We start from the raw sequence: 12,663 nt of genomic DNA, 5'->3' as shown, positions 1-12,663 counted from the left end.
TAACTGAGAATGAGTACTCCTGTTTCTACGAATTCGTATCTGATATTCAGTTCTTAAGTTCTGTGATATCAACTGTTTATTCACTGGAGCGCCTGTTTTGGTTCGGTTGCCCGTCAAATCGTCTCGATTACTGCTTTGTCTCAGCTGTCTGATTTTCAGCGGTTGTGCAGTCAATCACGGCGCGCATTTCTCAGTCGCTCCCGAATACGACAAAGTGAAAATGTCTGCACTCGCGCAAGCCGCAGCCTCCCGCAGACAGTCATCACCAGATAAGACGCATGACGACGTAAAATCTGACCAGATCACGATTACCGGCTTCAATAAATTCCAGGTTTCAGAGAAAACCAGTCCGAAACCCGTTGAACTTCCTCCGCTGCCGGAATCACGCGAACTCACCATCGAATTCGATGAAACAAAGGATTTTCAGCCGATCGAGCTGACAGGGATCCGCTTCCCTCAGCCAGCACCAGCTGTCGATCCAGAGCCAGAAACTCCCGTTGTTGCTCAGAAGCCAGTGATCACGACGGCGGAAGAACCAGAATTTCACTTTATTCAGCAGCAGACACAACCGGCTCCTGTACCGCCTGCACCCGATACACCAATGACGCCAGCACCCGCGAATCCGCCAGCCGCAAAGAAAGCACCCCGACTGGTGGAACTGGGGCTGAAGCCTTTAACGTCGCTGACTCTGAATACCAAACCACCCACAGGTGACCTGCCCACCAACACGGCAGCCGAGCACCTGGCTGACATTCCTGCGGAAAAAGTGACGATGGGCACCACCCGTGACTGGCAGCTCATGAATAAAGACTGGGTTGCAGCAGCGGTTCCCCACAATCCGCTCTACTTCGAAGAACCTTATCTCGAACGGTATGGCTATAACTACGGTCCTGCGATTCAACCATTCATTTCCGCAGGTCGTTTCTTCGGTCGCATTCCCGCACTGCCTTACATGATCGGTGCTTACCCGCTGTATGAGTGCCAGTATACTCTGGGGTATGAAAAACCAGGGAACTGCCCCCCTTATCAGGTTGAACGGCTTCCGCTCAGTGCTCGCGGTACTCTGTTTGAGAGCTTAACCGTTACCGGCCTTGTCTTCCTGATTCCCTGATCGTATCAGATCAGTTGCATTTCCTGCTGCATGAACTGTGACAGACGCTCTGCACTCACAGTAACACCCAACCCTGGTCCTTTCAGCGCGGGCGCTCTGCCCCCCCATTGAAACGAGATCTCCTCATTGATGATGTTCTGTCTCAGCAGATAGCGATCAAAGCTCCCCTCCAGAAACTCGATTCCCCTGATATGGCTGGCAAATTGCCTGCCTGCTGCCGAGAGAACGCCTGTCTCTCCCACCTGGCAACCCAGTTGACAGTAGATCCCTGCCTGCTGTGCGAGACGGGCAATTTGAAACGTGGGAATCAACCCACCCAGCTTGGAAATCCGTAAATTGAAGGCGTCACAGTACCCCTCGGCGATCGCCCGTTCTGCATCCTGATAGCTGCACAATGACTCATCGAGCATCACCCAGGCTTTCAATTGTCCGTGAATGCCCTTCAAGTCTGTGAGAGAAGCATGGGCCACTGGTTGTTCGATCGACTGGATCTCCAGCGTACTCGAAGCAGCATCGTATGCTTCCAGTTCGGAGCGGGTCCAGGCTTCATTAGCGTCAATCCGCAGCCCCATGCGGCGGCCTGTCAGACGGCGGACTTTCCGGAGCAGTGCCAGATCATCGCAGCCAGGCATGCCAACTTTGATTTTGCACTGACGAAAGCCCGTCAGACGATAGAGTAACGATAATAAAGTCTGTTTGACCGGTTTCATCGAGGTCAAGACGGCACTGTAACGCACTTCGGGAAGCTGCTGAGTCAGTGTCTGCCCCTCATCCAGACACGTCAGCGCTTCCGAGATGGGAACATTGAGAGAGCGGGTTGCCGCATCCAGCAGGCTCAATTCCATCGCACAGCGGGCGGCATTTCCCAGGCAGCCCCGTGACTGATATGCGGCTGGTCCATCAGGGGGCGCTGCGAGCTTCAAAGAAAGACAAAGTGACACCATTTCCGCGGCACTGTCCCACCGCCAGTCCGTCAGCGGCCGAAAATCGGTCGCCTGGTATTGTGATAGCACCGAATCGGCGGTATCCCCGGTCACGTAGGGGCGGGGCACAGATTCCCCCCAGCCCACGGTGCCATCCTCCAGCTCACAGCGGACCAGGATCGACTCCGATTCCGTCCTGCTGTATGAAGCGTGCGTCACCTTACGCTTCAGCGAAACATGGATGCGATAAGCCTTCAGGCTGGCGATTTTCATGTGGACCGGGTTAAACCTTCAATAACTCTTTGCTGGATTGCGAGATACGCGCGATTTGGGGGTGACAGCGTTTCTGAAAACTGCTATGAAACCTCTATTCTGAACGGATTTAGAATTTTTCGCAACATGGAGGCGACTGTGGGTGTTCCCCTTTCCCAGATGTGGACTGTAGCAAAATATGTCGTAACGCAACGACTCAAAGGCGTCAAACGCTATCCCCTGGTGCTGATGCTGGAACCCTTGTTCCGCTGCAATCTGGCCTGTGCCGGCTGTGGGAAGATTCAGTTCCCCGCAAATATTCTCAAGCAGAATTTGAGCCCTGAAAAGTGCTTCCAGGCGGTCGAAGAGTGCGGTGCTCCCATTGTTTCAATCCCCGGCGGTGAACCACTGTTGCACCCCCAGATGCCGGAAATCGTTGCGGGCCTGGTTGCCCGTAAGAAATTTGTCTATCTCTGCACCAACGCGATTCTGCTTGAAAAACACCTGGAAAACTATCCTCCCTCAAAATATCTCACATTTTCCATTCACCTGGATGGCATCAAGGAAGATCACGATGCCGCCGTCTGCCGTGATGGGATCTACGATAAAGCGATCAGCGCGATTAAAGCAGCTGTGAAAGCAGGGCACCGGGTCACAACCAATTCTACCCTGTTCAACAATGCCGATCCGGAACGCGTGCGGCAGATGTTTGATCAACTGGCCGAGCTGGGCATCGAAAGCATGATGCTCTCCCCGGGATACCAGTACGAAAAAGCCCCCGACCAGGAGCATTTTCTCAAACGCAATCAGACGGTTTCGATGTTCCGCCGGATTCTGTCCTCCCCGAAAAAGGCCTGGACTTTCAATCATTCGCCATTATTTCTCGAGTTCCTCAAAGGGAACTGGGAACTGGAATGCACGCCCTGGGGCAACCCGACCTATAACATCTTCGGCTGGCAGAAACCCTGCTATCTGCTGGAAGAGGGCTACGCTGAAACGTTCGAAGAGCTGATGTCATCCACCAGCTGGGAAGCATATGGCCGAAAGAGCGGCAACGAAAAATGCCGTGACTGTATGGTGCACTGCGGACACGAACCAACGGCAGTCGACCAGACCTTCTCCTCCTGGAAAGGCTTCCTGAAAGTCGTCTCGCTGACCCTGTTCGGGTCGAAGGATAACCAGCAGCCACTCCCCACACCGGAACCGATCCCGGCTCCTCACTATACCGTCAGCGACAGCGACCTGTATCAGCTGGAACTCCCGGCTGAAGACGAGTCCTGCGAGTCAGAAACCGAAGCACTCGTGGAACGCTGAGTTCCACAACCGCAAAAAAATCAGACAGATCTTTCGACAGAAGGTGTCCTCTCTCATAAGTTTGGGGAGACACCTTTTTTCATGCTTCAGCGGTGCTCTTTATTTTTTCAGAAACGCGTTTGACTTCTTCGTATTATTGATTACTATAAAACCAAATCTAAAAAACCAAACTAAGGCAGACTGATTGTTCTCTCATTAAGCAGGAGTGTACATGGCCAGACCAAAAGCCAAAGAATTAACGACGCGTGAGCTGGAAATCATGCATGTATTCTGGGATCAGCAGTCAGCTGAGTCCCCGGTCGAACTGACTGTCACTCAGGTCCGCGATGCCCTGGAAGCTGCGGGGCGCGACCTGGCCTATACCACAGTTGCCACACTGATTCGAATCCTTGTCGAAAAAGATTTTCTGGAGCAGACGAATGAGGTCCGCCCGTATTTCTTTCGGTCTGTACGTTCTTTTGATGATGTGTCCGGCAGCATGCTGGGAGACATGATCCAAAAGGTGTTTGGAGGCTCGCGAGAAAAACTGTTACTGCGTTTGCTTGATGAGCGGCAGCTGAGCCCCCGGGAACTCAAAGCAATCCAGGAAATTCTGAAGGAGAAGTCCTGATGCATCAACTTGGAATCAGCCTGTTCTGGCTGGGACTGCAGGTAACGCTGGTCTCCGCCGCTGGATTACTCATCTACAGTACGACGAAACAACTAGGTCCCCGAACGCGCTCGTTTCTCCTCTCCTGTTCGATCGGAATGACTTTGCTGCTGGCAATGTTCGCCCTCAGCCCCTGGCCCCGCTGGCAGACAACCGGGAAGCAAACAACTCCCGCTATCAATGACGCTTCAGACATCCAGAATACAACCGTAACTGAAGCTCCCGAGAATGAATTACAGACGCCGATTTTGAAGCAATCTCAGCAGGAAACGGAATGGTCAACCGTCTGGGAAGGGTTTCTAAAAGGCTTGCAACAGAAACCGGTAGCCAATCAGTCCGCCAGTATTTCCACACCGGCAGGGATCGTTGGTTGGATGTTCGTGGTGGGCTTCCTGCTGGCGGCAATCCGACTGGTGTTCGCATTCTATTCACTCAATCGATTACTGCGTCAGGCAACTTCGCTTAGCGGATCAGTTGCAGAGCAGACGCTGGATATCCTGGTAGCTCAACAACAGATATCCTGCCCGTTGAAAATCAGCGAGCATGCTTCACTCACAACAGCGGCAGTGATTGGGTGGTGGCGACCAGTGATCCTCCTGCCGACTGCCTGGCGCGAATGGAATTCCGAACAACTACGGGCTGTACTCGCCCATGAACTGGCTCATATCAGGCATCGCGATTACCTGGCGATTCTGGGGGCTGAACTCAGCCGCTCCCTCTATTTTTATCACCCGCTGATTCACTGGCTTGTCGCACGATTGCGCCTGGAACAGGAGTTGTCGGCAGATGCCACCGCGGCGACGATCAGTGGCGGTACCACTCCTTATCTGGTCGTCCTGGCAGAAATGGCTGTTTCGCAGACGAGTCATCGACTTACAGGGCCGGCCCGGGCCTTTCTCCCCACACATTCCACTTTTTTAAGGAGGATTGAGATGTTGAAACAGAAGCGCTCTCCAGGAAATATCGTTTCGCGTCCCCAGCGAATACTGGTGTTTGGTGTGATGCTGCTAATTGGCCTCTGCGCGTCTGGCTTCCGGGGGAATCAGATCAGCCTGGCCCAACAGCCTTCGGCAGAAAGCGACCCACAACCCGCAGCAGGTGCGGTTGATCGCGATAAAATAGTACGTGGAAAGCATGTTCCTTTTGCGATCGACATGGTTCCCAATGATGCCCTGGGTGTTTTAGCCCTGCGACCAGCCGAGTTACTTTCGCAGCAGGCAATGCTGATGGCCCGGTTGCAGTTGTTGAAAGCGGCAAGAGAGAACTCTCATTTGTATCCACTGGATCTACCGTTTTCCGAAATCCAGTCGGTCACCCTGATTCTGTTAGCACACGAAGCAGGCCAGCCCCAAAGCCAGCCACTCAATCATGTGGCCGTCATTCAGACGACTCATGATTTGAAGCAAGTCACCAAATCATTTGGTGGAGGAGGTAAAATATTCAGCGGCGTCACTGATGGGGGAGTTCACTACTTGCGATCAGATATTTACCCTGGATATTGTCTGTCGATCGTCAACGACCATGAATTGATCGTCTCGAAAACGACAAAAGTTCTGGAACAGGTTATTACAGCCCGCAGTAACCGCAAGTCGAGCCGCTGGATAGAGCCTTGGAAACCTGTGTCACAAGATTCCATCGCCGCACTGTTCAACCTGCGTCAGTTTCGCGAACTGGTCTGGAAGAATCAGTGGAAACCGGAAATAAACGACTCGGTCTGGAAAGGATCTCTGGCACCGGTCTGGGAACACACGGATCTAATATCCCTGGGAGTGAATCTGGAACACAAGTTCTCGTTGCAGTCTACGCTCTATCAACAGCAGAACGGCGGGGAGATCCGTAAGACCCTGGAGGCGGCACAGGTGCTCGGGACCAATCTCCTGCAACAGTATCTGCAACAGATAGTTCAAAATCAAAACCGGGAACAGCATACAATGGTGCCGCTTGTAGAGTCATCTCTGGATCTCGTCAAGTCGCTCCACTTTGATCAAGCCGGGGAAAATGTCAGTTTGACAGCTTCAATGACCGACATGACTGTTCTCAACAATACGCTGTCATCTTTCGTTCCCGCGATGATTGAAGCACGTAAAGCGGCCCTGCGGATGGAGTCCTTTAACAATCTCAAACGCCTGGTGCTGGCCATGCATCTCTATCATAGCAAATACAAGCATTTTCCTCCCGCGGTTGTGATCGGGCCAGATGGGAAAACGCCTCACAGCTGGAGAGTTGCACTGTTGCCCTTCCTGGATCAGGAAAAACTCTACAAGGAATATCGCCTGAACGAACCCTGGGACAGCGAGCATAACAAACAAGTCCTGGCAAAAATGCCTGCGGTCTTTAAAAATCCCGTTGATAATCGTCCCGGCCATCTGACTTCCTATCTGGCTGTGACAGGTCCCAATACCGTGTTCGGCAAATCAACGCGCCCCGCTGGTGGGGCAGGGATAGAAATGAGCACAGAGCCGTTTGCCACTAGCGGCCTGGCAGGAGGCGGTGGTGTCGAATCAAAGGCAGAACCGGTAGCCGGGGTCCGCATGCGTGAGATCACCGACGGAACTTCCAACACCATCGCGATTGTTGAAGCCAGGCGTGAGATTCCCTGGACCAAACCAGAGGACATCCCCTTCGACGAAAATAGTGTTCCCGAGCTCGGTGGTTTTTATTCGGGGGGATTCTGTGTCGCCCTGTGTGACGGTACAGCCCGCTATCTTCCGGATGCGCTCAAGTCGGAAACACTCAAATATCTGCTGCTGATCAACGACAGGCATGTGATCGACTGGCCTTGATTCTGCTGAGTGAAACTTTACGTTTTCAGACGCCATTCACTTTTGTGAATGGCGTGTTGTATCGTGGTTATAAAATCGGCTTTTCGCAGTCAGATTCGGTTTGCGTCCCTGATTTGGGCGTGCTATCATATCAATGTGTATTTATGTTGATTTGATTGTGCCGCAAATCATCGCCTCCAGGGAAGTGATCCGATGCTGACAATTCTGGGTAAACCGACCGCGAAAAATGGAACCTTTTGTGACGGTGTCTCGCGCCGCAGCTTTCTGAAAATTGGTGGCATGGCCCTCGGGGGGATTTCTCTACCCGGTGCCCTGCGTGCCGAAGCCGAAAGCCAGACCGGCAGTAATCACAAAGCGATCATCAACATCTATCTGCCCGGCGGGCCATCGCACATCGATCTCTGGGATCCCAAGCCGGACGCGCCCAAAGAAATCCGCGGCGAATTTGCTCCCATCAAGACCAACGTGCCCGGCGTGGAAATCTGCGAACTGTTCCCGCGCATGGCCAGCATGATGGATAAGTTCATCCCCGTCCGTACGATCTCTGATGCTGACGGCCGACACGATGCATATCAGTGTATGACGGGCCGTACCTTTGGCAGTCGTCAGCCCCCCGGAGGCTGGCCCGCTGCAGGCGCCTTTGTCTCCAAACTGCAGGGCCCCGTCAATTCAGCGGTCCCCGCGCATGTCGCCCTGATGTACAAGACGGGTAATGGTACCTGGGGTGAACCGGGAACAGGTGGGTTTCTGGGCGTACCCTACGCTCCCTTCAACTTGGTGGGCCGCAAGGCGCGTAGTTCGCCAGACAATATGATCCTGCAGGGAATCACGCTCGAGCGATTACGCGACCGGGTCAAACTGCAGAAAGCCTTCGACTCCTTCCGTCGCGATGCCGACACCAGTGGTCTCATGGAAAGCATGGATGTCTACTCGCAACAGGCGATGAATATTCTCACGACTTCGAAGCTTGCGGATGCCCTGGACCTGTCCAAGGAAGATCCCCAGATTCTCGCCCGCTACGGGGAAAGCAGCGAGAAATTCCAGCGGGACGGTGCTCCCCCCATGATCGAAAACTTCTGCATGGCACGCCGGCTGGTCGAAGCAGGGGCGCGATTCGTATCGCTGAATTACAGTCGCTGGGACTGGCACGGTCCGGACGGGATGAACTTCCCCAAGTCGCGTGAAGAGTTCCCACGTCTCGACCAGGGTTTAGCTGCCCTGGTGACCGACCTGCATGAGCGGGGGCTCGACAAAGACGTCTCGGTCGTCGTCTGGGGCGAATTCGGACGTACGCCCAAGATCAATAAAAACAACAGCCGCGATCACTGGCCCCGCGTCTCTTGCGCCATGCTGGCCGGCGGTGGCATGCGGGCCGGCCAGGTCATTGGCCGTACCAACCGCAAAGGGGAATACGCCGAAGATCGGCCTGTGAAATTCCAGGAAGTCTTTGCCACGCTGTACCAGAACGTCGGCCTCGACCTCAACGGAACCCGTATCTTCGACACGGCGGGCACACCTCAATACCTGGTCGATCAGGGAATCGAACCGATTCACGAGCTGATCTGAGAAAACAAGAAACCCAACGGCAGTCTTTCGTTTCCTGGGAGTCTGCCGTTTTTTATTGCGCTCTGCGTGAGCCCCTCTGAAATAAATATTTGAGTTTCCCACCCTCGCGTGAGTTGACGTTTTCTGATTTCCTGAAAATAATCTCGCCGCGATCGAAACGAATTGCCAGCCGCGGGGATTAATCTGCGGTCTGAGTTCGTGGGCTCTCCGGTAGTTTCCTTTGCTGTTCCCGGTAAAGGGAAGCTCTCTCCTGTCACCAGCTGAGTGACCTGACTGCCATCTCGCCAGTACCTGTTACTGCCCAATCCCTCCCTGATCAGAAAGAGAGCCTTCCGTATGAACCCCCGGTTTACCCGTACGCAGTGGTTGATCTGCATTATCGCGTCCATCGGCTTTGCGTTTGACATCTACGAACTGCTGATGCTCCCCTTGATTGTTCGTCCCGCCTTGCAGGATCTGGTCGGTGCCAGTCCTGGGACCCCGCAGTTTGAATACTGGGTCGGCATGCTCTTCTTTCTGCCGGCCATGGTGGGTGGTGTCTTCGGATTGCTTGGCGGCTATCTGACTGACCTGCTGGGCCGCCGCAGGGTCCTGGTGGGAAGCATCCTGCTTTATGCCTTCTCGGCCTGTGCGGCTGGCTTTGTGACTTCAATCGAAATGCTGATCGTCCTCCGCTGTACGACTTTTATCGGCGTTTGTGTGGAATTCGTTGCGGCGGTCGCCTGGCTGGCAGAACTGTTTCCCGATCCGAAACGGCGTGAAGCCGTACTTGGTTTCACACAGGCGTTTTCTTCTTTCGGGGGGCTGCTGGTGACCGGTGCCAACTGGCTCGCATTACAATACGGTGACCAGTTCCCCGCGATCGCTGGCGGACACGAGGCCTGGCGGTACACGCTGATTTCCGGTGTCATTCCAGCGCTGCCGCTGATTATTATCCGTCCGTTCCTGCCGGAGTCTCCCGAATGGGAGAAAAAGAAGAACGCCGGGACTTTGAAGCGCCCCAGTATCGCGGAGCTCTTTTCACCCCGATATCGCCGTACAACCATCGTGACGACCATCATGTTCGCCTGCAGTTACGGGGCCGCCTTTGGTGCCCTGCAGCATACGCCGCGCATCGTCCCCACGCTGCCGCAGGTCAAAGAGATGACTGCGGGGAAGCCGGTGCCCATCCAGAAGAAGATCGAACAATCCACCGCCGCCGAGGTTAACTTTTACCAGGAGATTGGCGGTCTGACAGGACGCTTCCTGTTCGCCGTGTGTGCCATCTGGATTGTCAGTCGCCGTGGGCTGATGCGTCTGTTTCAGATTCCCGGCCTGATTTTGATTCCGCTCGTCTATCTTTTTCCGGCCCGCGACAATCTGGAGCTGCTGAAGTGGGGCATTTTCTTTGCCGGTCTGGTGACGATTGCCCAGTTCAGCTTCTGGGGGAACTATCTGCCCCGCGCCTATCCGCTGCATTTAAGAGGTACCGGAGAAAGCTTCGCGGCCAATATCGGCGGTCGCATGATTGGTACTTCGGCTGCCCTGATGACGACAACATTGACTCCGCTGATGCCGAGTAAATCGACGGCACTCGCAGCGGCCTGCGTCGCGCTGGCGGTTTACCTGATCGGATCGATCGCCTGTTTCTGGCTACCTGAACCAGCGGCGGAGGAAGAAGACTGATCGTGGTGGCTTTACTTGTCTGAAAGCAGCTGCTGTAGAGAGGCCGGGTAGTTCGCCTGTCTGGATCCTTTCGTCAGGCTGTCACCGAAACAGATCACCTTCGTGACATCCAGTTGCTCTGCTTTCAGTTTCTCAGCGACGAGTCTGGCCAGCAGCTGATAACCGGCCGGCGTCAGATGCACGCCATCTTTGACGCCGCTGTTTGCCGGATTACGGATGACACTGGTTTTTGAAGCGTCTGCAATTTTGTGGTCGATCAGATAGTCATGAAAGTCGATTACCGGAATCTGCTTTTGACGCGAAAGGTCCAGCAGGACGGTTCGTACTTCCTGCATGCGCGCTTGCGGCGCCTGGTCGGCGTATTTTGTGGAGTCATGTCGTGTAAACAGCAACTCCGGAATACACGTAGGGGGCGTCATCAGGACGACCTTCGCACCGCCTGCCTGAATCTGATCGATCAGCGATACCACATTCTTGCGGTACGCCTTGATGTCAATAAAGCCTCCCGAGTTAAGCCGGTCATTCGTGCCCACCATCAGCACGACCACGGTCGGCTGCTTCGAGAGCACATCCCGCTCCAGTCGCTTTAGCAGTTGTGAACTGCGATTACCGCCGACGCCGGCATTGATGACCTCTGCAGCAGAAGAGGTTGCCGTACAGAGCAGGGGAGTTACCAGCAACAGCAGGTAGATCATTTTGAGCATAATGGCGGTCTTTCCAGCAGGTTGATTTGAAACAGACGCGAGTATTGACGTTCATCATAGTCATACAAATTAACAGAACGCAAGCCATGACCACAATTGGCGGCGAGCCGTAAGTGTATGTCATGTAGTCAGATATGAGTAATTGAATGTAGTGCTCCCGCTGAAAACCGAGGTTTTCACATTTTACGGTTTCTGCTATAAATCTGCCTCTCCTCAACTCTCTCAGCTCAAAATCCAATTCTCCCACTTCACATCCCATGCACTGGAATACGAAGCTTGCCTGTACCTTGCTGCTGGCACTGACCGTTGTTCCCGCCACAGTCGGGGCACAAAGTCGGTCTTTGCCACCGGAGCCTGCTGCGCGATCCGCTTACGATCCGTTTCTGTCTGTCGATCAGCCCTTTGCACCGGGAGTGATGACGGATGAGCCCGGCCGGGTGAATATCTCGCTGGATGAGTCGAACAATTTAGACAGCAGTCCGCTTCCGGATGAGCCCGATTCCAGTCAGGCGATTGTGCCTTCGCTGACCATGGGCGTGGGGAGCGGGGAAGTCAATCCCGAGCTCCTGGCAGACCCCTATATCACAGATGCCCGTCAGTTTAACGTCGGCCTGGATCTCTACGCTGCCCCCTCGTTCTCCGATGGATTAATCATCTTTGGTAAAGAAGCCGCGATGAAAATCGGCGGTTTTGTCAAAGCCGATTTCATCTATGATTTCAATCCCATCGATTCGACAGACTCATTTGTGACGACTGACATTCCCATCGGCGCTCCTCCCCGGACGAATGCCCGGTTTCATGCGCGGCAGTCTCGCTTGAGTTTTGATACCCGCTGGCTGACGAATGGCCGCCTGGTTCGCGTCTACGTGGAAGGTGACTTCTTCAGTGACGGAAACCGCTTTCGATTAAGGCATGCTTTCGGACAGTCGGGGTCACTGCTGGTGGGGCAGACCTGGACGACATTCACCGACGTGGCAGCTGCTCCTGCAACACTCGACTTCGAAGGCTCCGTCTCTGCTGTGAACCGCAGGCAGGCGCAGGTCCGCTGGACGGAGCACGTCTTCAATGAAAATACAACGTTCGCGGTCTCTGTCGAAGATTCGAATTTTATTATCGAGCCTCCCCAGGGAATTACGGGCGAACCCCGCAGTCCGTCCCCCGATTTTGTCACCCGACTGCGTTATGAGAATGACTGTGGTCAGTACCAGGTCGCGGGCCTGTATCGTGTCGTCGGGTTCCAGCCGACAGGGCAGGATGTTGTCACCAGTTTCGCCTATGGCTTCAACTTCACTGGCGTGCGGCTGATTACTGAACGCACAAAGGTCTATTCACAGATCGTATTCGGTGAAGGGATCGGCAGTTATCGGTCCCTGCCTGATGCCGCGCCGACAGCCGCCAACAAGGGTGATCTGTTACCCATGTTCGGCTGGATGATCGGTCTGACCCATGACTGGAATGACGAACTCAGCTCCAACTTCACCTATGCCGAAAATACCCTTGATACCTCAACCTTTCAAACGGCCACAGATGTCAAACAGACCACTTACCTGGCGGCAAACCTGATCTGGAATCCGATCGAGAACGTCAAGATCGGTGTTGAGTATCTGTATGGAACCAAGGAAGATGTCGGCGGCGGGACAGGCGATGCACACCGCCTGCAGACCTCGTTCATCTTTGATCTGCCGTGATTCTGTTC

General features: G+C 54.2%; 9 protein-coding genes. 7 read left to right on the top strand and 2 right to left on the bottom strand.

What is annotated here, in order from left to right; all coding sequences use genetic code 11:
• Positions 1–97: 97 nt before the first annotated feature.
• Entirely contained in the window at positions 98–1,111 is a 1,014-nt protein-coding gene (locus tag HG66A1_RS15050; RefSeq protein ID WP_145185430.1) for a hypothetical protein, read from the top strand.
• Between the two features lie 5 nt (positions 1,112–1,116).
• Here HG66A1_RS15050 and HG66A1_RS15045 read toward each other — a convergent pair whose 3' ends face one another.
• Positions 1,117–2,307, bottom strand: a complete 1,191-nt coding sequence (locus HG66A1_RS15045) for an enolase C-terminal domain-like protein (protein ID WP_145185427.1) — start codon at positions 2,305–2,307, stop codon at positions 1,117–1,119.
• 138 nt (positions 2,308–2,445) lie between these two features.
• On the opposite strand from HG66A1_RS15045, the gene hpnH reads away from it, so the two are divergent.
• The 5 genes from hpnH (at position 2,446) to HG66A1_RS15020 (ending at position 10,263) form a co-directional block, all read left to right on the top strand.
• Positions 2,446–3,600, top strand: a complete 1,155-nt coding sequence (hpnH, locus tag HG66A1_RS15040; protein ID WP_232106841.1) for an adenosyl-hopene transferase HpnH — start codon at positions 2,446–2,448, stop codon at positions 3,598–3,600.
• A gap of 211 nt (positions 3,601–3,811) precedes the next feature.
• On the top strand, positions 3,812–4,210 hold the full coding sequence (locus HG66A1_RS15035; protein WP_145185421.1) for a BlaI/MecI/CopY family transcriptional regulator: 399 nt from the start codon (positions 3,812–3,814) through the stop codon (positions 4,208–4,210).
• Positions 4,210–7,032, top strand: coding sequence for a M56 family metallopeptidase (locus HG66A1_RS15030; protein ID WP_145185418.1), 2,823 nt, complete (start codon positions 4,210–4,212; stop codon positions 7,030–7,032). The genes HG66A1_RS15035 and HG66A1_RS15030 overlap by 1 nt, the downstream gene beginning before the upstream one ends.
• A gap of 192 nt (positions 7,033–7,224) precedes the next feature.
• Positions 7,225–8,598 carry a DUF1501 domain-containing protein gene (locus tag HG66A1_RS15025; RefSeq protein ID WP_145185415.1) on the top strand — a complete coding sequence of 458 codons (1,374 nt, stop codon included), beginning with the start codon at positions 7,225–7,227 and terminating at the stop codon, positions 8,596–8,598.
• A gap of 336 nt (positions 8,599–8,934) precedes the next feature.
• Positions 8,935–10,263 carry an MFS transporter gene (locus HG66A1_RS15020; protein ID WP_145185412.1) on the top strand — a complete coding sequence of 443 codons (1,329 nt, stop codon included), beginning with the start codon at positions 8,935–8,937 and terminating at the stop codon, positions 10,261–10,263.
• An 11-nt stretch (positions 10,264–10,274) separates the two neighbouring features.
• Here the strand turns inward: HG66A1_RS15020 and HG66A1_RS15015 are convergent, their stop codons facing one another.
• Positions 10,275–10,967 (bottom strand): SGNH/GDSL hydrolase family protein, encoded by a 693-nt coding sequence (locus HG66A1_RS15015; RefSeq protein ID WP_145185409.1) that lies wholly within the window; start codon positions 10,965–10,967, stop codon positions 10,275–10,277.
• Between the two features lie 257 nt (positions 10,968–11,224).
• Between HG66A1_RS15015 and HG66A1_RS15010 the strand changes: the two genes are divergently transcribed.
• A complete protein-coding gene (locus HG66A1_RS15010; RefSeq protein WP_145185406.1) occupies positions 11,225–12,655 on the top strand; it encodes a DcaP family trimeric outer membrane transporter in 1,431 nt (476 codons plus the stop codon).
• The last annotated feature ends 8 nt before the right edge of the window (positions 12,656–12,663 follow it).

The organism is Gimesia chilikensis (assembly GCF_007744075.1).
Lineage (GTDB): Bacteria > Planctomycetota > Planctomycetia > Planctomycetales > Planctomycetaceae > Gimesia > Gimesia chilikensis_A.
The sequence above is the reverse complement of the archived record's forward strand: the minus strand, read 5'-3'. Positions and strand labels throughout refer to the sequence as shown.

What these genes read in the sequence shown, in the direction of transcription:
- HG66A1_RS15010 (WP_145185406.1), top strand. Translation starts at nt 11,225, where the DNA reads ATGCACTGGAATACGAAGCTTGCCTGTACCTTGCTGCTGGCACTGACC.
- HG66A1_RS15020 (WP_145185412.1), top strand. Translation starts at nt 8,935, where the DNA reads ATGAACCCCCGGTTTACCCGTACGCAGTGGTTGATCTGCATTATCGCG.
- HG66A1_RS15030 (WP_145185418.1), top strand. Translation starts at nt 4,210, where the DNA reads ATGCATCAACTTGGAATCAGCCTGTTCTGGCTGGGACTGCAGGTAACG.
- HG66A1_RS15035 (WP_145185421.1), top strand. Translation starts at nt 3,812, where the DNA reads ATGGCCAGACCAAAAGCCAAAGAATTAACGACGCGTGAGCTGGAAATC.
- HG66A1_RS15015 (WP_145185409.1), bottom strand. Translation starts at nt 10,967, where the DNA reads ATGCTCAAAATGATCTACCTGCTGTTGCTGGTAACTCCCCTGCTCTGT.
- HG66A1_RS15025 (WP_145185415.1), top strand. Translation starts at nt 7,225, where the DNA reads ATGCTGACAATTCTGGGTAAACCGACCGCGAAAAATGGAACCTTTTGT.
- HG66A1_RS15045 (WP_145185427.1), bottom strand. Translation starts at nt 2,307, where the DNA reads ATGAAAATCGCCAGCCTGAAGGCTTATCGCATCCATGTTTCGCTGAAG.